17 protein-coding genes are annotated in these 21,384 nt (G+C 67.1%); 14 read left to right on the top strand and 3 right to left on the bottom strand.

What is annotated here, in order from left to right:
- The first annotated feature begins 16 nt into the window (after window positions 1-16).
- The 11 genes from ACLB1G_RS21540 (at window position 17) to ACLB1G_RS21490 (ending at window position 13,139) form a co-directional block, all read left to right on the top strand.
- Window positions 17-1,372, top strand: a complete 1,356-nt coding sequence (locus tag ACLB1G_RS21540; protein ID WP_491629294.1) for a head GIN domain-containing protein — start codon at window positions 17-19, stop codon at window positions 1,370-1,372.
- Window positions 1,373-1,645: 273 nt separating this feature from the next.
- A complete protein-coding gene (locus ACLB1G_RS21535) occupies window positions 1,646-2,518 on the top strand; it encodes a glucosamine kinase nucleotide-binding domain-containing protein (RefSeq protein WP_491629293.1) in 873 nt (290 codons plus the stop codon).
- Between the two features lie 30 nt (window positions 2,519-2,548).
- Window positions 2,549-3,646, top strand: a complete 1,098-nt coding sequence (gene nagA, locus ACLB1G_RS21530; protein WP_491629292.1) for an N-acetylglucosamine-6-phosphate deacetylase — start codon at window positions 2,549-2,551, stop codon at window positions 3,644-3,646.
- A 5-nt stretch (window positions 3,647-3,651) separates the two neighbouring features.
- On the top strand, window positions 3,652-4,665 hold the full coding sequence (locus tag ACLB1G_RS21525; protein ID WP_491629570.1) for an SIS domain-containing protein: 1,014 nt from the start codon (window positions 3,652-3,654) through the stop codon (window positions 4,663-4,665).
- 100 nt (window positions 4,666-4,765) lie between these two features.
- Window positions 4,766-6,007, top strand: coding sequence for an ABC transporter substrate-binding protein (locus tag ACLB1G_RS21520; RefSeq protein ID WP_491629291.1), 1,242 nt, complete (start codon window positions 4,766-4,768; stop codon window positions 6,005-6,007).
- A gap of 8 nt (window positions 6,008-6,015) precedes the next feature.
- Window positions 6,016-6,867: a carbohydrate ABC transporter permease gene (locus tag ACLB1G_RS21515; protein ID WP_491629290.1), complete on the top strand. Its 852-nt coding sequence runs from the start codon at window positions 6,016-6,018 to the stop codon at window positions 6,865-6,867.
- A complete protein-coding gene (locus tag ACLB1G_RS21510; RefSeq protein ID WP_491629289.1) occupies window positions 6,864-7,682 on the top strand; it encodes a carbohydrate ABC transporter permease in 819 nt (272 codons plus the stop codon). Before ACLB1G_RS21515 ends, ACLB1G_RS21510 begins: the two co-directional genes overlap by 4 nt.
- On the top strand, window positions 7,679-9,169 hold the full coding sequence (locus ACLB1G_RS21505; protein ID WP_491629288.1) for a glycoside hydrolase family 3 protein: 1,491 nt from the start codon (window positions 7,679-7,681) through the stop codon (window positions 9,167-9,169). The genes ACLB1G_RS21510 and ACLB1G_RS21505 overlap by 4 nt, the downstream gene beginning before the upstream one ends.
- A gap of 38 nt (window positions 9,170-9,207) precedes the next feature.
- Complete coding sequence (locus ACLB1G_RS21500; protein ID WP_491629287.1) at window positions 9,208-10,515, top strand: MFS transporter; 1,308 nt, start codon at window positions 9,208-9,210, stop codon at window positions 10,513-10,515.
- Between the two features lie 3 nt (window positions 10,516-10,518).
- Window positions 10,519-11,640 carry an ABC transporter ATP-binding protein gene (locus tag ACLB1G_RS21495; protein ID WP_491629286.1) on the top strand — a complete coding sequence of 374 codons (1,122 nt, stop codon included), beginning with the start codon at window positions 10,519-10,521 and terminating at the stop codon, window positions 11,638-11,640.
- Between the two features lie 182 nt (window positions 11,641-11,822).
- Complete coding sequence (locus ACLB1G_RS21490; RefSeq protein WP_491629285.1) at window positions 11,823-13,139, top strand: tetratricopeptide repeat protein; 1,317 nt, start codon at window positions 11,823-11,825, stop codon at window positions 13,137-13,139.
- Between the two features lie 45 nt (window positions 13,140-13,184).
- Here the strand turns inward: ACLB1G_RS21490 and ACLB1G_RS21485 are convergent, their stop codons facing one another.
- Both ACLB1G_RS21485 and ACLB1G_RS21480 read right to left on the bottom strand, forming a co-directional pair.
- On the bottom strand, window positions 13,185-14,492 hold the full coding sequence (locus ACLB1G_RS21485) for a glycoside hydrolase family 18 protein (RefSeq protein WP_491629284.1): 1,308 nt from the start codon (window positions 14,490-14,492) through the stop codon (window positions 13,185-13,187).
- 40 nt (window positions 14,493-14,532) lie between these two features.
- Window positions 14,533-15,288, bottom strand: coding sequence for a GntR family transcriptional regulator (locus ACLB1G_RS21480; RefSeq protein ID WP_491629283.1), 756 nt, complete (start codon window positions 15,286-15,288; stop codon window positions 14,533-14,535).
- Between the two features lie 358 nt (window positions 15,289-15,646).
- Between ACLB1G_RS21480 and ACLB1G_RS21475 the strand changes: the two genes are divergently transcribed.
- Both ACLB1G_RS21475 and ACLB1G_RS21470 read left to right on the top strand, forming a co-directional pair.
- Window positions 15,647-18,379: a TonB-dependent receptor gene (locus ACLB1G_RS21475; protein WP_491629282.1), complete on the top strand. Its 2,733-nt coding sequence runs from the start codon at window positions 15,647-15,649 to the stop codon at window positions 18,377-18,379.
- 129 nt (window positions 18,380-18,508) lie between these two features.
- On the top strand, window positions 18,509-19,486 hold the full coding sequence (locus ACLB1G_RS21470) for a cupin-like domain-containing protein (RefSeq protein WP_491629281.1): 978 nt from the start codon (window positions 18,509-18,511) through the stop codon (window positions 19,484-19,486).
- Between the two features lie 2 nt (window positions 19,487-19,488).
- On the opposite strand, the gene ACLB1G_RS21465 is transcribed toward ACLB1G_RS21470, so the two are convergent.
- On the bottom strand, window positions 19,489-20,343 hold the full coding sequence (locus tag ACLB1G_RS21465; protein ID WP_491629280.1) for an NAD(P)-dependent oxidoreductase: 855 nt from the start codon (window positions 20,341-20,343) through the stop codon (window positions 19,489-19,491).
- 97 nt (window positions 20,344-20,440) lie between these two features.
- Between ACLB1G_RS21465 and ACLB1G_RS21460 the strand changes: the two genes are divergently transcribed.
- The gene (locus ACLB1G_RS21460; protein ID WP_491629279.1) at window positions 20,441-21,370 is read left to right on the top strand and encodes a LysR family transcriptional regulator; all 930 of its coding nucleotides are present in this window, start codon (window positions 20,441-20,443) and stop codon (window positions 21,368-21,370) included.
- Window positions 21,371-21,384 lie beyond the last annotated feature (14 nt).

Here is a 21,384-nt window from a genome sequence, read left to right as displayed (position 1 = left end):
CCTATATCGACCTGACATGACTCCCTTGTTCAAACCCCTGGCCCTGTCCATCGTCCTGGCCGCAGGCGGGCTGTCCGCCCCGCTGGTGTACAGCGCCGACGCCGACACCATCGCCAGCGAGACCCGCACGGTCTCTCCCTTCACCTCGATCGCCGTCAACGGCCCCTACAACGTGGTCATCGTGGCCCAGGGCGAACGGCCGCTGGAACTGTCCGGCCCGCGCAACCAGCTGAGCGAGATAGAAACCTCGGTCTCGGGCGACACCCTCACCGTCAGCCCGCCCAAGCGCAAGGGCTGGACTTTTAGCTTCGGCAAGACCTCGAAACAGGCCACGGTGCGCATCTACGCGGCCAACCTGAAAAACCTGAAAATGAGCGGCAGCGGCAACGTGTCGCTGGAACAGTTCCAGGGCCAGCAGTTGTCCATCCATGCCGAGGGACCGGGCAACCTGCGCGCCAGCGGCAACGTGCGCGACTTGACCGTGAAAACCAGCGGCAGCGGCGACCTCGACCTGCGCCAGCTGAAATCGGCCGGCCTCAACATCCAGCTGGGCGGCCCCGGCAATGTCAGCGCCAGCGGCGTGACCCAGGAACTCAATGCGCAAATGGACGGCTCCGGCGACCTGGAGGTGAACGATGTGCGCGCCAGCCGCGTCAACGCCCAGGTGCACGGCCCGGGCAACTTCACGGTGCGCGGCGCCAGCAGGGAATTGCGCGCCGAAGTCAGCGGCTCGGGCGACCTGCGCACCTGCGGCCTGGCGGTCGACAGCGTGACGGCCACCCTGCGCGGCCCCGGCAATGGTTGCGTATCGGGCAACATCAAGGCCTTCGAGGCGGAACTGCGCGGTTCCGGCGACCTGGAAGTGCGCGGCCTGCAGGCGCAGAATGTGCGCGTGCTGCTGGCCGGCCCCGGCAACATGACCCTGAACGGCAGCGCCGGCACCCTGAACGCCGAAGTCAACGGCTCCGGCGACCTGAACGCCAGGAGCCTGGCCGTGGCGCGCGCCGTGGCGCGCAGCCGTGGCCCCGGCAATATCTACCTGAGCAAGGTCAGCGATTCGCTGGACGCCGAACTGAGCGGCTCCGGCGACCTAAGCGCCAATACCGATTGCAAGACCGTGCGGGTCAGCATGAGCGGACCCGGCGAAGTCAAGCTGGACGGCAAGATAGACGCCCTCACCGCCCAGCTCAGTGGTTCCGGCAACCTGAGCGCGCGCCAGCTGTGGACCAACCAGGCCGACGTGGTGGTACGTGGCCCCGGCAGCGCCACCGTCAACGTCAAGGGCCGCACCGAACTGGCGGGCAAGGCCATCATGGCCGAGCGCTCGCGCCTGATCACCTACGAACGCACCGGCATGCGCGAACGCAACTGAGCGTAACGCAGTCCGCCCCCTCCCCTTCGCCCGGCTCAGACCGGGCGATGTCGTTTCTGGCTAACCAGAACCAGACCAAAGTGGCATGCTTGCGCACCACATGCCCTTCCCCGCCACATAGCGCACAACCTGAATGGAAACAAGCACTTGCATTTTCCGTCGCGGACATTCGGTGCAGTCCACTTCAAAATTTAACAATACCAGTTAAATACCTGTTGACAAGCTGGTTACGCAACCATATAGTGCCCTCACCCCAGGACTACACTCACACCCATGATTGAATACTTACTCGGCGCCGATGGCGGCGGCACCGGCACCCGGGTCAGGCTGGCCCGCGCCGATGGCACGCCGCTGGGCGAGGGCCAGAGCGGCCCGTCCGGCCTGAGCCACGGCATCGCCAAGGCATGGAGCGCGGTGGAAACGGCGGCGGCCAGCGCCTTCCACGGCGCCGGGCTGGATGTGCCGCCGCGCGCCGCGGTCGCCATCGGCCTGGGCCTGGCTGGGGTGCACAACCGCGCCTGGGCCGCCCAGTTTGTCGAGGCCAATCCCGGCTACGCCCGGGTGGCGCTGGAAAGCGATGGCCACACCACGGTGCTGGGCGCCCATGGCGGCCGGCCGGGCGCCATCATCGCCCTGGGCACCGGCAGCGTGGGCGAAGTGAAACTGGCCGACGGCCGCCATGTCGAAGTCGGAGGCTGGGGCTTCCCGGCCGGCGACGAGGCCAGCGGCGCCTGGATGGGCCTGCGCGCCGTCAACCATATCCAGCAGGTGCTGGACGGGCGCGTGCCAGGCGGCGTGTTTGCCGACGCGGTGATCGCAGCCTGCGGCGGCGAACGCAACGCCATCCAGGGCTGGCTGGCCCGGGCCACCCAGACCGAATACGCCACCCTGGCGCGCATGGTGCTGCAGCATGGCGGGTCGGACGCCACCGCCGCCGCCATCCTGCTCGAAGCGGGACGCCAGGTGCAACTGATGGCGCAGGCGCTGGACGCCTCCGGCGGCCTGCCGATCGCCCTGTGCGGCGGCCTGGCCGCGCCGCTGCGTCCCTACCTGCCGCCCGCGCTGCTGGAACGGGTAGTGCCGGCCGAGGGCGATTCCGCCGCCGGCGCGCTGCTGTTGATACAGCAGCGCCTGCGGGACCAATAACATGTATGACCACGTAGCGGAGTCGCGCAGATGAGCGGTGCAATCAAAGGCAATATCCTGACGCCGGACGGCTGGGTCCACGGTGAACTGCAGTTCGGCCAGCGCATCGCTGCGATCAGCGGCGCCGACGGCAATCCGGCGCACAACGGCGACCATTACATCCTGCCCGGCTTCATCGACCTGCACGTGCACGGCGGCGCCGGCAAGGACGTGATGGAGGGCGGCGCCGCCATCCACGCCATCGCGGCCATCCACGCCAGACACGGCACCACCAGCCTGCTGGCCACCACCATGACCGCGCCGCCCGAGGATATCGACCTGGCCCTGGCCGGCATCGGCGAGGCGGTGCGCAACCGCGGCGCCGGCGAGGCGCGCGTGCTGGGCACCCACCTGGAAGGCCCCTTCATCAACTCCGGCAAGCTGGGCGCGCAGCCGCCCTACGCGCGTTCGGCCACGCTGGCCGACGTGCAGCGCCTGGAATCCATCGCCCCCATCAAACTGATCACCGTGGCGCCCGAGATCGACGGCCACCTGGCGCTGGTGCGCGAACTGTCCGAGGCCGGCATGCGGGTGCAGATCGGCCACACCCTGGGCAGCTACGAGGATGGCGTGGCGGCGCTGGAAAACGGCGCGCACGGCTTTACCCATTTGTTCAACGCCATGACCGGCCTGCACCACCGCGAGCCCGGCATGGTGGGCGCGGCGCTGGCGCATGCCCGCTACGCCGAGCTGATACCCGACCTGCTGCACGTGCATGCGGGCGCCATCAAGGTGGCGCTGCGTGCCATACCGCACCTGTACTGCGTCACCGATTCGACTTCCGCCACCGGCATGCCGGATGGCGAATACATGCTGGGCCGCCACCGCGTGCAAAAGTGCATGGGCGGCGTGCGGCTGCCCGACGGCACGCTGGCCGGTTCCACCCTTACCATGGACCAGGCGCTGCGCAACCTGGCCGGACTCGGCCTCGATCTGGCGGACGCCTCGGCGCGGGTCTCAACCTATGCGGCCGATTACCTCGGCCTGCAGGAGCGGGGCCGCCTGGCCCCCGGCGCCTACGCCGACCTGGTGGTGCTCGACCGTGACCTGAACCTCAAAGCCGTGTATATCGAAGGAGAATTGCTGTGACCTCAATGATGTTGAAAGAAGCCCTGTCGGCCGCCGATTGCGTCGCCCTGCAACTGGCCAGCGACACCGAGCGCTACGCAGAGCTGGGCCGCAAGTTGAGGAGCACCCCGTTCTCCACCGCGCTGACCATCGCGCGCGGCAGCTCGGACCACGCCTGCTCCTACCTGGCCTACCTGATCATGGCGCGCCTGGGACGGGTGGTGGCGTCGCTGCCCATGTCGCTGGTGACGCTGAACAGATCGCCGCTGATCACGCGCGACACGCTGGCCATCTCGATCTCGCAATCGGGCCAGAGCCCGGACGTGGTGGAGCCGGTCAAGTACTTCCGCGACGGCGGCGCCACCACGGTGGCGCTGGTGAATGACATAGCTTCGCCGCTGGCGCAGGCCGCCGAATGGGCCATGCCGCTGCGCGCCGGCAAGGAACAAAGCGTGGCCGCCACCAAGAGCTTCATCACCAGCCTGGTGGCCGGTGCGCGCCTGGTGGCGCAGTGGCAGAACGATCCCGAACTGCTGGCCGGGCTGGAGGCGCTGCCGGAATCGCTGCGCGCCGCCACCACCGAGGACTGGTCGCCCGCCATCGAGGTACTGGCCCCGGCCCGCAACATCATGGTGGTGGGACGCGGCATGAGCTTCCCGGTGGCGCTGGAAGCGTCGCTGAAATTCAAGGAAACCTCGGCCCTGCAGGCGGAAGCCTTCAGCGGCGCCGAGATCAAGCACGGCCCCATGGCGCTGATCGAGGATGGCTATCCGCTGGTGATCTTCGCCACCCGCGGCCCGGCCCAGGCCAGCCTACTGCACCTGGCCTCGGAAATGCGCGGACGCGGCGCGCGCGTGCTGCTGGCGGCGCCGGCCGATATCGCCGAGCGCGACCTGACCCTGCCGGTGGCGGCCACGCCCGACCTCGATCCCATCGTGGCGATCCAGGCCTTCTACGTGATGGCGGCCAAGCTGTCCGCCGCGCGCGGCATGGACCCGGACCAGCCGCGCCACCTGAGCAAAGTCACCAAGACCAATTGAGATGAAACAGGCCCCGTCATTCCCGCAAACGCGGGAATCCATGCCGAGCATGCCGTCACGCTCAGCATGGGCTCCTGCTTGCGCAGGAGCGGCGCGATGCTTGCTGGCGTTGGCCGCCGCCAGCCTGCTTGCCTCGGCGGCCGTGGCGGCTGACAAAATCGAATTCTGGACCTTCAGCATGAAGCCCAAGTTCACGCCCTACTTCGAGACCCTGGTGCGCAACTACGAAGCGGCCAACCCGGGCGTGAAGCTGGAATGGGTGGACTTTCCCTGGGATGTGATACAGGCCAAGCTGGTGACCCGCATCGTGGCCGGCAATCCGCCCGCGCTGGTCAACCTCAACGTGCCCTGGGCCGATGAATTCGCGCGCGACGGCCTGCTCGCGCCGGTCGACGAACTGCTGGGCGAGGTCCGAGGTCGCTACCTGCCCAGCACCCTGCAGGACCTCACCTTCGGCGGCAAGACCTACGGCTTCCCCATGTACAGCAACGTCGCCGTGATCGCCTACAACACGCAGATCTTCAGGCAGGCCGGCATCACGCGCGCGCCGCGCGACCTCGATGAGCAGCTTGCCTATGCGCGCCAGATCGCCGCGCGCACCGGCAAGGCCGGCCTGTGCCCGGCCCTGTCCAAGATCGACGGCCTGATGATGCAGCAGGGCCTGGCCGTGATCAGCCAGGGCAAGGCGGTGTTCAACTCGCCGGCCCACGTAGCCCTGGTGGCCAAGCTGGCCGCGACCTACCAGGCCGGCGGCCTGCTCAAGGATGCGCTGTTCGCCGAGGATAACTTCCCGGCCGCGATAGACGCCTACAAGGGCGGCCGCCTGGGCATGCTGCTGGCGCCGCCGACGGCGCTCAAGCGCATCCAGGGCGACGCCGCCGACATCTACGCCATCACCGAGGTGGCGCCCGCGCCGCTGGGCCCGACCGGCATTGCCGACGGCGGCTGGCTGATCCACTTTGCCGTGCCGAAGAACGTCAAACCGGCGCTGCTGCCGGCGGTGGGCAGGTTCGCACGCTACCTGACCGGCGACGCCAACCAACTGGCCTTCGCGCGCCAGGCCAGCGTCTACCCGGCCATGGCCAAGGCGGCCAACGATCCCTTCTTCACCAGCCTGCCGCCCGGCGCCGGCGCCGCCGAAAAAGCCGTGCCGGCCGGCGCGGTATCGATACCGCACGCGCACACCCTGTACGTGGCCGGCATCGAAGACTACGACGAGCTGCGCCGCTACCTGGTGAAGGCGGTGGAGGCCGGCGTCACCGGCAAGCAGGACATTAAGCAGGCGCTGGACCAGGCGGTGGCGGTCTGGAACAAGAAACTGGCCGCCCAGCGGAGCCGCTGAGCATGCGCATGAACACCACCGCCTGGCTGTTCCTGTCGCCCGCCTTGGCGCTGCTGGCCGTGTTCTCGTTCTGGCCGGTACTGTTCGGCTCCTGGCTGGCCTTCACCGACTACAGCCTGATACGCCCCACCCACTGGGTCGGCCTGGACAACTTCCGCTACCTCTTCGATAACGAGATGTTCGTCACCGGCCTGCGTAATTCCCTGTTATTCCTGCTCATGGTGCCCTTCGTGCAGTTGGGCGCCATCGCGCTGGCGGTGCTGGTCAACAACCAGCTGCCGGCGATACGCTGGTTCCGCGCCGCCTATTATGTGCCGGTGGTGACCACGGTGTCGGTGGTCGGCATCATGTGGGGCTTCATGTTCCACGAGCAGGGGGCGCTCAACTACGTGCTGCTGACGCTACGCCTGGTGGGCGCCCCGGTGGGCTGGCTGTCCAACGACACCATCGCCCTGTTCGCCATCATGTTCGTTACCTTGTGGCGCGGCCTGGGCTGGTACATGGTGATGTACCTGGCCGCCCTGCAAAGCATTCCGTCCGACATGCAGGAAGCCGCCATCCTGGACGGCGCCACCCGCTGGCAGCGCTTCTGGCGCATCACCGTGCCCATGCTGCGGCCCACCATCATGGTGTGCACCATCCTGTCGGTGCTGGCCGCGCTCAAGGCTTACCAGGAGGTCGACGTGCTGACCCAGGGCGGCCCCATGAACTCCACCTTCACCGCCCTGTACTACGCTTACGACCAGGGCCTCAAGCATTTGAAGCTGCCGCGCGCCCTGGCCGCCAGCTTCGTGGTGTCGGTGTTTTGCGTGGCCATCGCGGCGCTGTGCCTGCGCCATGTCCGCCCGAGGCAGCAATGAGCGCCCGCCCACTGCAAGTGCTGGCGCACTATCTGCTGCTAGTTTTGCTGGCCGTGGTGTGCGTGTTCCCATTCTGGTGGACGCTGGTGACGGCCCTGTCCACCGAAGGCAATATCTTCGCCTTCCCGCCCACCTTCTGGCCGCGCCAGCCCTCGCTGGCCAACTTCATTGCCGTGTTCGACGCCATTCCGCTATGGGACTTCTTCGTCAATTCGGTGCTGATCTCGGCCTGCACCGTGTTCTGGAAGCTGGTGCTGTGCGCCATGGCGGCCTACCCGCTGGCCCGCATGCGCTTCCGTGGCCGCCGGCTGGTGTTCGGCCTGATCCTGGCCACCCTGGTGCTGCCGTCCGAGGTCAACTTCCTGGTCAACTTCATCACGGTCACGAAACTGGGCCTGGTGGACACCTACACCGGCGTGATCCTGCCCAACGTGGTGACGGCGGTGGCCATCCTGCTGCTCAAGCAAGCCTTCGAGGAAGTGCCGCAGGAGCTGGTCGACGCCGCCCGCGTGGACGGCGCCTCCGAATGGATCATCTTCAGCCGCATCACCCTGCCCCTGATCGCGCCCTGGCTGGCGACGGTCGGCCTCCTGACGGCGGTGGAAAGCTGGAACGAATACATCTGGCCCTCCATCGTGATGAGCAAGCCCGATGAATTCCCGCTGTCGGTCGGTGTGCTGTACTTGCGCGGCACCTTTGGCAGCAGTACCCGCGTGATCGCGGCCGGCACCATACTGACCATCCTGCCCACGCTGGCAGCCTTCCTTTTTACCCAACGATACTTCATGCGCGGCATGGACGGAGCTGTGAAATGACCCACCCAACCACATCGAGACAACTGGCCGGCAAGCTGATCATGATACGCTTCCCCGGCACCGTGCTGGACCCGGCCACGGCCGCCTTCATCCAGGCCAACGGCATCCGCGCCGTGTGCCTGTTCCGGGGCAATATGACGGACTCCGGGCAGCTGGGCAAGCTGACCGCCGACCTGCGCGCGCTGATGGGTCCCGAATCGCTGATCGCCATCGACCAGGAAGGCGGCGCCGTGGTGCGCTCGACCTGGGTGCCGGCGCCGCCGGCCGCCATGGGCCTGGGCGCGGCCGACGACACCGAGCTGGCGCAGCGCACCGGCGCAGCCGTGGCGCGCGCCGTCAAGTCGCTGGGCTTCAACTGGAACTTCGCGCCAGTGCTGGACCTGAACAACAATCCCCACAATCCCGTCATCGCCGAGCGTTCCTTCGGCGCCGAACCCCGGCGCGCGGCCGAACTGGCCATGGCCTGGATGGCCGGCAGCCATGCGGAAGGCGTGGCCTGCTGCGTCAAGCACTTCCCCGGCCATGGCGACACCAGCGTCGATTCGCACCGCGACCTGCCCACGGTGGACAAGCCGCTGGCCCAGCTGGAGCAGCTGGAACTGGCGCCGTTCCGCATCGCCTCGGCCGCCGCGCCGGCCGTGATGACGGCCCATATCGTCTACCCCGCGCTGGACGCCGACAACCCGGCCACCATGTCGCGCCGCATCCTGACCGGACTGCTGCGCGATGAATGGCAGTACCAGGGCATCGTCATCACGGACGGCATGGACATGCACGCCATCGCCGGCCGTTATGGAGTCGGCAACGCCGCCGTGCGCGCCCTGGCGGCCGGCGCCGACATGGTGATGGCGCTGGGCACGCCGGAGACGCAAAATGAGACCCTGGACGCCATCGCCGCCGCCATCGATGCGGGTGAACTGTCGGCGGCCGATATCGACGCCCGCCTGCAGCGCCTGTCCGCGCTGGCCCTGGCCTACCCGTGCAAGCCGCGCTCGTACAAGGAAGATGCCGCCGACCGCCTGCTGATGGCAGAGGGCTGGCGCCGCGCCCTGACCGCCTATGGCGCGCCGCGCCGTCCCGCCAGGGGCGCCCACGTGCGCCTGGTGGCGCGCCAGGACGTGGTCAGCGACGGCGTCTCGGAGGCGGGCGTGCCGGCGGCCGTGGTGGCCGACTCGCTGCGCCAGCTGTACGACGTGGAACTGGTCACCTACGACGACGCCGAGTGCTTCGACTGGAGCGCCCTGCCGCGCGACGGCCGCTACACCATCCTGGCCTCGACCTCGCGCCTGCGCTACGGCGAGCATGCGCGCGCCACCTGGCGCCCGGACCTGCACCTGGCGCTGTGGAACCCCTACCAGGCGCTGGACATCGCCGCGCCAGCGCTGCTGACTTACGGCTTCGCCCAGCCGGCGCTCGAGGCGGTCAATGCCTGGCTGTCCGGCCAGCTGGAAGCGCAGGGCAAGGCGCCGGTGCCCGGTTTCGCCTGACCTCACCACAATAACGAGAGACACAACGAGAGACGCCGATGCAAGAGCAAAACAAACACAGCCCGCGCTTCTGGGTGCCCAGCCTGTACCTGGCGCAGGGCCTGCCCTTCTTTGCCGTGGCGCTGGTGGCCAACCAGATGTTCAAGAGCCTGGGCGTGGCCAACGACGTGCTCAATCACTGGACCGCGCTGATCGGCATGGCCTGGGTGCTCAAGCCGCTGTGGAGTCCCTTCCTGGAACTGGCCAGCAGCAAGAAGCTGGTGGTGGTCGGCTTCCAGCTGCTCGGCTCCGTGTCGCTAGGCCTGGTGGCGCTGTCGCTGCACACGCCGTTCTGGTTCGCGGCCAGCTTGTCCATGCTGGGACTGGTGGCGATTGCCTCCGCCACCCACGACATTGCCTGCGACGGCTTGTACATCGCCAGCCTGAGCGAAAAAGACCAGGCAGCCTACGCCGGCTGGACCGGGACCTTCTTCAACGCCGGTAAATTCCTCGCCAACGGCGGCCTGCTGGTGCTGGCAGGCCATTATGAAAAGACCCTGGGCGTGGTGCCCGCCTGGACCATCTGCTTCCTGCTGCTGGCCGCGATGATGCTGGTGCTGGGCCTGTACAACAGCTGGTCGCTGCCGCAGGCCCGCAACGTGGTGAACGGCGAGGCCACGGTGGGCGCGGTGGCGCGCACGCTGTGGGAAGTGATCGTCGAATACTTCAAAAAGCCCGGCATCTGGGTCTCGATTTTGTTCATCATCCTGTTCCGCGCCGGCGAGGCGCAGGTGCAGTCCATCGGGCCGCTGTTCCTGCGCGAGGCGCGCAGCCTGGGCGGGCTGGGGCTGTCCACCGCCGAAGTGGGCGCCGTGTACGGCACCGTGGGCACCATTTCCTTCATCATCGGCAGCATAGGCGGCGGCTACTTCACGTCCTGGCTGGGCTTGAAGCGCGCCATCCTGGCCCTGATTTTGGCGGTCAACCTGCCCAACCTGGTGTTCTACTACCTGTCCACGGCACTGCCCACCGACCTGGCCACCATCAGCGTCGCGCTCGGCATCGAGATGTTCGGCTACGGCTTCGGCTTCGTCGGCCTGATCCTGTACATGATGCAGGTGGTCGCACCGGGCAAATACCAGACCGCGCACTACGCCTTTTCCACCGGCGTGATGCAGCTGGGCTTCGTGCTGTTCAAGCTGTTCAGCGGCGATATCCAGATCGCGCTGGGCTACCAGCACTTCTTCATCTGGGTGCTGCTGAGCGCCATCCCGGTCGCCATCCTGTCGCAATTCATCCCGATGACGGCGCCCCAGCCGCAGCCAGACCAGGCGGAGGCTCCCCGGCAGCCGGCCGTGGCGGGCTGACCCATGGCCGCCCTCAGCCTGCAAGGCATCGTCAAGAGCTATGACGGCAAGACGCCGGTCATCCACGGCGTCGACCTGGATATCGCCGACGGCGAATTCATGGTGTTCGTGGGACCGTCCGGCTGCGGCAAGTCCACCCTGCTGCGCATGATCGCGGGACTGGAAGGCATCACGGCCGGCCAGCTGCACATAGGCGGCGTGCTGGCCAACGATATCGCCCCGGCCGCGCGGCGCATCGCCATGGTGTTCCAGTCCTACGCCCTGTACCCGCACATGACGGTGTACGAGAACATGGCGTTCGCGCTCAAACTGGCCGGGCACAAGCCGGATGCGGTGCGCGCCGCCGTCGAGCGCGCGGCCGACATCCTGCAGATCGCGCCGTTGCTCAAGCGCCGGCCCAAGGAACTGTCCGGCGGCCAGCGCCAGCGTGTCGCCATCGGCCGCGCCATCGTGCGCAAGCCGGAGGTGTTCCTGTTCGACGAACCGCTGTCCAACCTGGACGCCAGCCTGCGGGTGCAGATGCGGGTCGAGATCAGCCGCCTGCACCGGGAGCTGGGGACGACCATGGTGTACGTGACCCACGACCAGGTCGAGGCCATGACCCTGGGCCACCGCATCGCCGTGTTCAACGGCGGCCGCATCGAGCAGGTCGGCACCCCGCACGCGCTGTACAACCATCCGGCCAACCTGTTCGTGGCCGGCTTCCTCGGCACGCCCAAGATGAACTTCTTCCCCGGCGAGGTGGTGGCACTGTCGGCGCGCGGCGCCAGCGTGCGCCTGCGCGGCGGCGCGCTGATCGAGGTAGACGCCGATACCGGCGGCGCGGTGCCGCTGGGCGCCGGCGGCCCGGCCACCATCGGCGTGCGCGCCGAACATCTGGTCCTGGGGGCTGGCGGCGCGGGCAACCGGGTGCGGCTGCGCGTGGGCCATGTGGAATACCTGGGCGACCAATCCATCGTGTATGGCTGCCTGCCCGGCGCGCCGGACCTGATCGCGGTGCGCGCCAGCGGCGGCGCGGCTCCCGCCGCCGGCGCCGAAGTGGAGGTGTACCTGCCGCCGGCGCACTGCCTGCTCTTCAACGCAGAGGGGCGCGCCCTGCCGCGCCTGCGCACGGCTGAATCCTGAATGCGCCAGGGTTTTATGTAACAATATGCAGGTTTGGCTGGAGCGCCCTTTTCCTGCGCCACGAGTGGTGGCAGAATGGGCGCTTTTCGGGCGGGCTGCTCCTGCCCGATGCCTGCCCAATAATTCGCGACGCGGTGGCGCTATCCGCCGCGCGTCTAATGACCACGATCGAAGGATTTACCATGTCCCAATTCCGTCTCGCCCGTATTAGCCTGCTCCTGGCCGCCGTCGGCCTGAACGCGGCGCCCGCCATGCTCGGCATGAACGCCGCATTAGCTGCCGAAAAAGCGGAAACCCCGGCTGCGGCGCCCAAGGCGGATTCGGTGCGCCCTGAAATCTTCAAGCTGCTGGACCCCAACCAGGTCAAGGAACTGATGGCGGCCAAGAACTACACCGAGGTACAGTCGCGCATCGACCAGGTCGAAGCCATGCCGAACAAGACCGAGTATGAAAACTTCGTCCTCAACCGCATGCGCGTGGCCCTGGGTTCGGCCAGCGGCAACGCCGAGCTGACCAACAAGGGCTTGATCGCCGTGATCGATTCCGGCCGCCTGCAGCCCAAGGACAAGCTGGACTTCATCCAGGCGCTGGGCAATTCCTACTACAACAGCAAGGACTACGCCAACGCCGTCACCACCTTCAAGCGCTATTCGGCCGAAGGCGGCGACCCAGCCGCCGTGCGCAGCGCCCTGCTGCGTTCCTACTTCTTCAGCAACGACCTGGCCACGGCCAAGACCGAAGTGCTGAAGGACCTGGCCGCGCACAAGGCCGCCGGCACCAAGCCGCCGATGGAGCTGATGCAGCTGCAGGCCAACATCGGCACCAAGAACAAGGACAACCAGACCTACCTGGACGCGGTCGAGAACCTGGTCACCTACTACCCGGAAGACAAATACTGGAACGACCTGCTGAACCGCACGCGCGGCAAGCCGACCTGGAACCAGCGCCTGGACCTGGACATGCTGCGCCTGCAGAACGTGGCCATGACCCAGATGCCTGACGGCGACTATTACTCCGACCTGGCGGAGCTGGACCTGCAGGCCGGCTTCTTCACGGAGGCGAAGAATGCGCTGGACAAGGGCTTTTCCCTGGGCCTGCTGGGTACCGGCAAGGACGCGGCCAAGCACAAGCAGCTGCGCGACAAGGCCAACAAGGGCGCCGCCGACGACGCCAAGAACATCGCCAGCGGCGAAGCTGCCGCCCAGAAATCCAAGGATGGCGTGGGCCTGGTCAACCTGGGCTATGTGTACGTGACCATGGGCCAGTATGACAAGGGCCTGGACCTGATGAAGCAGGGTATCGCCAAGGGCGTGGCCAAGAATCCGGACGACGCCAAGCTGCGCCTGGGCTACGCCTATGCGCTGGCCGGCAAGAAGGATGATGCCGTCAGCACCCTGCAGCAGGTCAAGGGCGACGATGGCCGTGGCGACCTGGCCCGCTACTGGGCCATCTGGGCCAAGCGCGACCAGACCGCGGCAGCCGCTCCGGCCGCCAAGTAATCAGTAGAAGAAAGTATCGATCGGGGCCGCGGGCCCCGATTTTTTTTAGCGCAGGCCGGAAGCCAGGGCGTTGAGCAGCTGGTGCTTGCCGTCGTCGCCGCTCAGCTCCCAGAACATGGCGCCGCGCAAGCCCTTCTCCTTCACGAACGCCGCCTTGGCGCGCAGCGATTGCGCATCCTCGTAGCTGATCCAGACCTGCTCGCCCGGATGGTACAGGTAGGGCGTTTGCGCCGCCGCATTCCAGTAGCGCACGTAGCCCTTGCCGCCGCTGGCGCCGTCGGCCGCCAGGTAGCCTTGCCGCAGCAGGTGGGCGTAGGAATAGGACGAGCCCTTGTTCTCTCCGCCCGTCGCCGCGCCGCTGCAGGGCTGGTACTGGCCGTCGCCCTTGGGGCCGGCCGCGCAACCCTTCCAGCCGTAGCCGTAGAACGGCACGCCCAACACCAGCTTGTCTGCCGCCACGCCCGCCGCCAGGTAGCGCTGCAGCGCGGCCGCGCCGTTGTAGCCGCTGGCATGGGCGGGATCGGCCGCATCGGCGCCCAGCGCCGCATGGTGCGCGCTGCGCGGCTCGGCCGGCATGTGGTAGTCGTAGCTCATGATGTTGATCCAGTCCAGGTAGCCGGACAAATCCTTGAGCCACACGCTGCCGCCCTTGGCATCCTTCATGTAGTCGGCATTGGCGCCAGCCGCGATGGTGATCGCGTAGTGCTTGCGGTCGGCCTGGCCAGCGGTGTCGAAGGCGCTGCGCATCTCGCGCGCCAGCTCCACGAAATTCTCATGGTCCTCGTCGCTGGCGCAGCTGCGCCCGGGCGCGCACGGCACGCCGGGGCGGCCCGGATATTCCCAGTCGATGTCTATTCCGTCCAGGTTGTACTTGCGCAGCAGCGCCACCGCCGAGCCGATGAAAGTGGCGCGCGCATTGGCCGAATCGGCCAGGTTGGAGAACTGGTTGGACCAGTTCCAGCCGCCCACCGACACCATCAGCTTGAGCTGCGGATGGCTTTTCTTGAAGGCCGCCAGGGCGCGCAGGTTGGCGCTGTCCGCCGCCATGTCGCGGAACACCAGCACGCCATTGTCGGCCAGCGCCTTGCCGTTGGCGTCCTGGCAGGGCGCCACGTCGTGGATGGCGGGATCGGGATTGCCGTGGCGGCCATCCCAGCACACGTCCAGGAAGGCGTACAGCAGGGTGCTGATCTTGTCGGCCTCGATATTGCGCGGCGTGGGTGGGAAGCTGGCCGATTTCCAGCCGGGATAGTAGGCGACGATTTCCGGTGCGGCGGCTGCTGCCGCCGGCAGCGCCGGCAATGCCAGCGCACACGCGGCCAGCACTGCCGGCCGTAGGCTACGAAGACTCATGTTGTCCTTGGTGGTTGTCCCTGGTGGTTATCCTTGCGGTTCAGGTGGCGTTCAGTTCCGCCACGAAGTCGTACATGTCGCCGCGGAAATAGGAGCGGCAGAATTCCACCGCCCTGCCGTCGCGCAGGAAGCCCAGGCGCTCCACGGCCAGGCCCGCATCGCCCTCGCTGGCCTGCAGCAGCGCTGCCTGCTCCGCGTTCAGCAGCAGCGCCGACAAGCGCTGCAGCGCCCGCACCGGACGATTGCCTGCCCTTTCAAGGGCATCATACATGGACACATCGACCGCATCCAGCGACGGTAAACAGGACGCGACGATGGTGGCGTATTCCAGACACATGGGCACCTCGTCGGCATAGCGCATGCGGTGGAAGCGGTACACCGGCGCACCGGGACTCAAACGCAAACGCATGGCCTCGTCCGGCGTCACCGTGCCCTCGGCGCGCTTGAGCCACACGCTGCGCGGGGTGCGCCCGCGCGCCCGCATGTCCTCGGAAAAGGAAGTCAGTTTGGCGAAGTTCTTTTCGATGCGGCCGTTGATGAAGTTGCCGGAGCCGGGCCGGCGCACCAGCACGCCGTCGCCCACCAGCACGTCCATGGCCTTGCGCACCGTGATACGCGAGATGTCCAGCTCGGCCGCCAGCTGGCGCTCGGCCGGCAGTGCATCCTCCGGCTTGAACAGCTGGCGCTCGATGGCGGTCAGCAGGGCGCGCTGCAGGCGCTGGTACAGGGGCAGGTTGCCGGGCTGCTGCAGCTGCTGGCGGATGTAGGCTAGTGGGGTGACGGGCTCGCGGCTCAAGGCATCCTCGCGGTCAGGGTGGCTGAATAATACCAAAAAAAGACCAGAACATACCTCCGGCGTTCTACACGGATCCCCCATTTTTTACCAGCGGATGGTAGATGCGTTTCCGTGAGGAACGTGCTTTGTGTGCAACTTACAACATTACAAAAAAGAATGAGCAAGTGGTAGTGTTCTGGTATGCAAACCCGAGTATATTGGCGTTGGATTGGTTTGAAGGTGGTTTTAAACAATAGCATCGGCATGGGAATCCAACATGACCGGCGCACCATGAATCAACAACGTCATCAATCGTCGGGCTCGGCGGAGCCCACTCAAGGGGGGAACAATGAAGCACCATACCAATAACAGCAAGGGCATGTCCAAACTGACACCAATCGCTACTGCGGCAGCCCTGCTGGTGCTCGCGGCGGGCGCCCAGGCGCAGCAGGCCGAGCAGAAGGAACCTGAAGTCGTCGTCATCAGCGGCATCCGCGGTGCGCTGCAGCAGTCGCTGGCGGTCAAGCGCAATGCGTCCAGCAACGTGGACGTGATCACGGCCGAAGACGTGGGCAAGATGCCGGACAAGAACGTGGCCGACTCGCTGCAGCGCGTGCCGGGCGTGAACATCTCGACCTCGGGCGCAGGCTCCGGCGGCTTCGACGAAAACGACCGCGTTTCCATGCGCGGCACGGCGCCGTCGCTGACCCAGACCCTGATCAACGGCCACGCCGTCTCCACCGGCGAATGGTTCGTGCTGGACCAGGTGGGCGGCGCCGTGGGCCGTTCGGCCAGCTACTCGCTGCTGCCGTCCGAGATCGTGGGCCAGGTGGTGGTCTACAAGGCCCCCACCGCCGACCAGGTGGAAGGCGGCTCCAGCGGCTCCATCGATATCCGCACCCGCCACCCGCTGGACTTCAAGCAGCAGATCTCGGCCGAGGCCAAGGTGGAAGCGGTGTACGCCACCCTGCCCGGCAAGACCGATCCGCAGATCAGCGGCCTGGTCAACTGGAAGAACGACAGCAACACCTTCGGCGTGATGCTGCAGGGCTTCTCCGAGAAGCGCCACCTGCGCCGCGACGGCCAGGAACTGCTGCAATGGTCGCAGGTGCAGTCGAACAACCCGGTGCTCAAGACCAATCCCGACCTGGCCAACGTGTGGTTCCCGCGCCTGATCGGCTCCTCGCTGTTCACCCAGGAGCGCAAGCGCACCGGCGGCCTGGTCGACATGCAGTTCAAGCCCAGCCGCGACTTCAGCCTGGAAGCGACCTACTTCAGCTCCAAGATGGACGCCTCCAACTACAACACCAACTACATGACCGACATGCAGGGCTCGGGCATGTTGGTGTCCGGCGTGGCGCCCGATCCGGGCTATGTGATACGCAACGGCACCCTGGTGTCGGCCTCGTTCAGCAACAAGGGCACGGCCGCCAAGCCGCTGCGCTACGGCATCGTGGACAACATCGTGCGCGAAGGCGCCTACGCCAAGACCGAGTTCTTCGACCTGGACGGCAAATGGCGCGTCAACGACAAGCTGGTGCTGACCGCCAAGGCCGGCAGCACCAAGGGCCACGGCGAGACCCCTAGCCAGGGCGTGTTCGAGGGCGACGTGAACAACTCCGGCGCCAGCTACACCCTGAACGGCCTCGGTTCGCCGGCCACCGTCAAGTTCCCGAACATTAATACCGCCGTGTTCACCGGCACCCCGTTGGACTGGGTGTTCGGCGTCTCGCCGGCCACCACGGACGACAAGGAAACCTACGGCCAGATCGACGCCGCCTTCAAGATCGAGGCCGGCGCCTTCAACGAAATCAAGTTCGGCGTGCGCGGCACCCACCACACCCGCAGCAACTTCGAAGTGGCGCAGGGTCCGAACTGGTCCAACACCGACGTCGGCGGCAGCAGCACCAACCCGGCCTGGAACGGCACCACCTACCCGTCCGATTTCGGCAGCGACCTGGGTGGCGACTTCCCGAAAAACGTGTGGCAGCTCGATCCCGCCATCCTGCAGGCCTGGGGCAATCTGCACTCCAACCGCGACGTCAGCCGCACCTACTACCAGGACATGTTCAACCTGAAGGAGAACACCAAGGCCATCTACATCCAGGGCGAGATGGAAGGCGAAGGCTGGAGCGGCAACGTCGGCCTGCGCGTGGTGCGCACCGAGGGCACCTCGAACGGCTACCAGATCCTGCCCAACCAGCCGGCCGGCAAGAACCTGCCCGCCTATCCGTGGGGCGGCTACGTCAACCAGACCGCGACCGACAACAACACCACCATCCCCCTGCCCAGCCTGAACCTGAAGTTCGACCTGCGCCCGGACCTGGTGGGGCGCCTGGGCGTGTCGCGCACCATGACCCGTCCCGACTACGGCGCGCTGGGCGGCGCCGTGCTGCTGACCGACGAGACCCACACCGGCAACGGCGGCAACGCCAACCTCAAGCCGATCAAGTCCACCAACCTGGACGCCAGCCTGCAGTGGTACTTCGCGCCGCGCGCGCTGGTCTCGGCCGGCCTGTTCTACATGGACCTGAAGGACTACGTGGGCTACGGCACCAGCACCGGCAACTTCCTCGACACCCGCGCCTCGCAGCAGCAGAACAAGTCGGTGTTCGCCACCTACACCATCACCTCGCCGATCAACGTCGGCGCCAAGGTCAAGGGCCTGGAACTGGCGGCGCAGGTACCGGTGGGCATGGGCTTCGGCGTGGACGGCAATGTCACCCTGACCGATTCGCACCTGGACTTCGGCAGCTGCCCGGCGTTCCAGACCGCCACCAGCGGCGATCCGTGCGACATGCTGGGCGCCTCCAAGACCACCGCCAACGGCGGCATCTACTTCGAGAACGACAAGTTCAACGCCCGCATCAGCTACTCGTGGCGCTCGGAGTTCCTGGCAGCCCAGGACCGGGGCACGCCGCTGTACCAGGACGCCACCGGCACCCTGTCGGCCTCGTTCAACTACAACATCAGCAAGAACGTGGTGCTGACCATCAGCGGCCAGAACCTGAATAACCCTATCCTGAAGAACTACATCTACAACAAGGATCAGCCGGCGCGCTTCTACGCCAACGGCGCGCAGTATTACGCCGGCCTGCAGATCAAGTACTAAGCTCCGCTACCCACGGGTAGATACAGCCCGCCAGGCGCCCTGCCCTGGCGGGCTTTTTTGCGCCAACGCTGTTACGATGGCGTGCAGCGTGCACGCCCGACATCCGCCACATTTATACCCGCAGCCGCCATGAACGACCAGACCGCCCGCGTGCCCGAATGGCACGGCCTAGCCCCCGACCGCTTTGACACCGAGATTGCCAGCGCCTACCGTCCCGCCGTGCTGCGCGGCTACGTCCGGCACTGGCCGGCCGTGCACAAGGCGCTGCGCTCGCCGGAGGAACTGTGCCATTACCTTCTGCACTGCGACAGCGGGCGCGAGGTGGACGCCGTCATGACGCCGCCGGCCGAGCGCGGGCGGCTGTTCTACAACGCCGACATGAGCGGCTTCAATTTCGTGCGCAACCAGGTGACGGTGTCGCGCGTGGTGGAGCAGCTGGCGCGCTATTCGCAGTTCGAGGCGCCGCCCTCGGTGGCGGTGCAAAGCGCGCTGGTGGACCAGTGCCTGCCTGGGTTCGCGCAGGAGCATGCGGCGCCGGCGCTGCCGGCCTCGGTGCGGCCGCGCCTGTGGCTGGGCAACAGCATCATCACGCCGGCGCATTTCGATGAATCGTACAACCTGGCCTGCGTGGTCAGCGGCGCGCGCCGCTTCACCCTGTTCCCGCCTGAGCAGGTGGCCAACCTGTACATCGGCCCGCTGGACTTCGCGCCCACACCGACGCCCATCAGCATGGTGGATTTCCATCGCCCCGACCTGGCGCGCCACCCGCGCTTCCCGCTGGCCATGCAGGCCGCGCAGGTGGCCGACCTGGAACCGGGCGACGCCCTGTATATTCCGCCGCTGTGGTGGCACCACGTGCAGTCCAGCGGTGCGCTGAACATGATGGTCAACTATTGGTGGCCCGGCGATGTACAGGGAGTGCAGCCGGGCAGCGGCTTCGACGCCCTGGTCCAGACCATGCGCAGCATGGGCGCCCAGCCGCCCGCCCTGCGCGCCGCCTGGGGCGCCATCTTCCAGCATTACGCCTTCGACGGCGCCGTCGATCCGGGCGCGCACCTGCCCGAGCAGCGGCGCGGCGTGCTGGCCAAGGCACGGCCAGCGAAATAAGCTCAGCGCCCGCGCGGGATGCTGGCGAACACGGACCAGTCGCGCGACTCCAGGCCCAGCTTCAGCGCCGTGTGCATATGCTCGCGCACCACTTCCACGCCGGGCAGCGCGGTGCCGCTGGCTTCGGCGGCGGACAGCGCCAGGTTGACATCCTTGAGCCCCAGGCGCAGCTTGAAGCCCGGCTCGTAGCTGCCGCTGGCGATGAAGCTTCCATAGCGCTGGTAGCTGGGGCTGGCGAAGATGGTATTGGTCAGCAGGTCCAGCAGATCGGCGGCAGGCAGGCCGTAGCTTTCGCTCAGCGCAGCCGCCTCGCCCATGGCTTCGATGGCCAGCGCGATCATCATGTTGCCCGAGATTTTGGCGATGTTGGCGCGGCGCGGATCCTCGCCCATCGGCCAGGTCTTGCGGCCCAGGACATCGAACAGCGGCTGCAGCCGCGCCAGGGCCGCCGGGTCGCCGGCCGCCACGATATTGAGCTGCGCGGCGGCGGCCACCGCCGGCACGCCGAACACCGGCGCCGCCACGTAGGCAATGCCGGCCTCGCGGTGCAGCGCAGCCAGCTCGCCGGCCAGCTGCACCGAGATGGTCGCCATCATCACATGCACGCAATCCTTGCGCGCGTTCTGCAGCACGCCATGCTGCAGGATCACGGCCCGCACGGCGCTGTCCTCGGACAGCATGGTCAGCACCACCTCGTTGTCAAACGCCTGGGCGGCCGAGTCCAGCACCGTCACGCCTTCCAGCCGGGCGCAGGCGGCCGGATTGCGGTTCCACACGCCGACCTGGTGGCCGGCCCTGACCAGGTGCGGCACCATGGCCGCGCCCATGGCGCCCACGCCTATAAACCCTATATTCATCGCACTGCCTCCCTTGCTTGGTTGATCCCCGCAGTATGGTCGGCGTGGACAGCGCACGGTAGTGGACCAGACCGCACAATTGCTATACGCTGGACGTATGAAGAGTTCACCGACTTACGCCGCCAGCGACCGCCTGGACCTGATGCAGACCTTTGTCCGCATCGTCGAAGCGGGCAGCCTCTCGGCCGCCGCCGCGCAGCTGGGCACCACCCAGCCCACCGTCAGCCGCCGCCTGCAGCTGCTGGAGCGCATGCTGGGGGTGCGCCTGCTGCAGCGCTCCACGCACGCCATGCAGCTGACCGGGGACGGCCAGCGCGGCTACGAACGGGCCAAGGAGCTGCTGGCGCAATGGACCTCGCTGCAAGCAGATTTGCGCGGCGTGCGCGACGAGCCGGAAGGCACGCTGCGGGTGGTGGCGCCGCACGCCTTCGGCCAGCACCAGCTCGTGGCGCCTGTCACGGAGTACTTGAGACGCTATCCCAGGGTATCGGTGGAGTGGCTGCTGCAGGACCGCATGCCGGACTTCATCGCGGAAAATATCGATTGCGCCATCCACGTCGGCAATGCCAGCGAACCGGGCGTGGTGGCGATCAAGCTGGCCGACGTGCCGCGTATCGCGGTGGCCTCGCCCGCCCTGTTCGACGGTGATCCGCCGCGGCACCCGGACCAGATGGCCGTCCTGCCCTGGCTGGCGCTGCGCACCTTCTACCGCAGCGAGATCGCCCTGACCCATTGCGGCAGCGGCGAGACGCGCACCATCGCCATCAATCCTCGCCTGAGCACGGACAGCCTGTACGCGGTGCGCAATGCGGCCGTGCTGGGCATGGGCGTGTGCGTGGCGTCCTCGTGGGCCATGCGCGAGGAACTGGCGCAGGGCAAGCTGGTGCAGCTGGCGCCGCAATGGCAGGCAGCACCGCTGCCCTTCCACATCGTCTATCCGCACGCGCGCCACTATCCGGCCAAGCTGCGGCGCTTCATCGACCTGCTGAAAGAAACCGCACCCGCCCTGCTGCCAGAACTAGGCTAAGGGGCGCGATATCG

It is taken from the genome of Duganella kummerowiae, assembly GCF_053572355.1.
Note: the sequence above shows the minus strand (reverse complement) of the source record. Positions and strands in the feature narration are given on the sequence as shown.

What these genes read in the sequence shown, in the direction of transcription:
- ACLB1G_RS21460 (WP_491629279.1), top strand. Translation starts at nt 20,441, where the DNA reads ATGAAGAGTTCACCGACTTACGCCGCCAGCGACCGCCTGGACCTGATG.
- ACLB1G_RS21465 (WP_491629280.1), bottom strand. Translation starts at nt 20,343, where the DNA reads ATGAATATAGGGTTTATAGGCGTGGGCGCCATGGGCGCGGCCATGGTG.
- ACLB1G_RS21495 (WP_491629286.1), top strand. Translation starts at nt 10,519, where the DNA reads ATGGCCGCCCTCAGCCTGCAAGGCATCGTCAAGAGCTATGACGGCAAG.
- ACLB1G_RS21470 (WP_491629281.1), top strand. Translation starts at nt 18,509, where the DNA reads ATGAACGACCAGACCGCCCGCGTGCCCGAATGGCACGGCCTAGCCCCC.
- ACLB1G_RS21510 (WP_491629289.1), top strand. Translation starts at nt 6,864, where the DNA reads ATGAGCGCCCGCCCACTGCAAGTGCTGGCGCACTATCTGCTGCTAGTT.
- ACLB1G_RS21515 (WP_491629290.1), top strand. Translation starts at nt 6,016, where the DNA reads ATGAACACCACCGCCTGGCTGTTCCTGTCGCCCGCCTTGGCGCTGCTG.
- ACLB1G_RS21490 (WP_491629285.1), top strand. Translation starts at nt 11,823, where the DNA reads ATGTCCCAATTCCGTCTCGCCCGTATTAGCCTGCTCCTGGCCGCCGTC.
- ACLB1G_RS21500 (WP_491629287.1), top strand. Translation starts at nt 9,208, where the DNA reads ATGCAAGAGCAAAACAAACACAGCCCGCGCTTCTGGGTGCCCAGCCTG.
- ACLB1G_RS21475 (WP_491629282.1), top strand. Translation starts at nt 15,647, where the DNA reads ATGTCCAAACTGACACCAATCGCTACTGCGGCAGCCCTGCTGGTGCTC.
- ACLB1G_RS21535 (WP_491629293.1), top strand. Translation starts at nt 1,646, where the DNA reads ATGATTGAATACTTACTCGGCGCCGATGGCGGCGGCACCGGCACCCGG.
- ACLB1G_RS21540 (WP_491629294.1), top strand. Translation starts at nt 17, where the DNA reads ATGACTCCCTTGTTCAAACCCCTGGCCCTGTCCATCGTCCTGGCCGCA.
- ACLB1G_RS21505 (WP_491629288.1), top strand. Translation starts at nt 7,679, where the DNA reads ATGACCCACCCAACCACATCGAGACAACTGGCCGGCAAGCTGATCATG.
- ACLB1G_RS21485 (WP_491629284.1), bottom strand. Translation starts at nt 14,492, where the DNA reads ATGAGTCTTCGTAGCCTACGGCCGGCAGTGCTGGCCGCGTGTGCGCTG.
- ACLB1G_RS21525 (WP_491629570.1), top strand. Translation starts at nt 3,652, where the DNA reads ATGATGTTGAAAGAAGCCCTGTCGGCCGCCGATTGCGTCGCCCTGCAA.
- nagA (WP_491629292.1), top strand. Translation starts at nt 2,549, where the DNA reads ATGAGCGGTGCAATCAAAGGCAATATCCTGACGCCGGACGGCTGGGTC.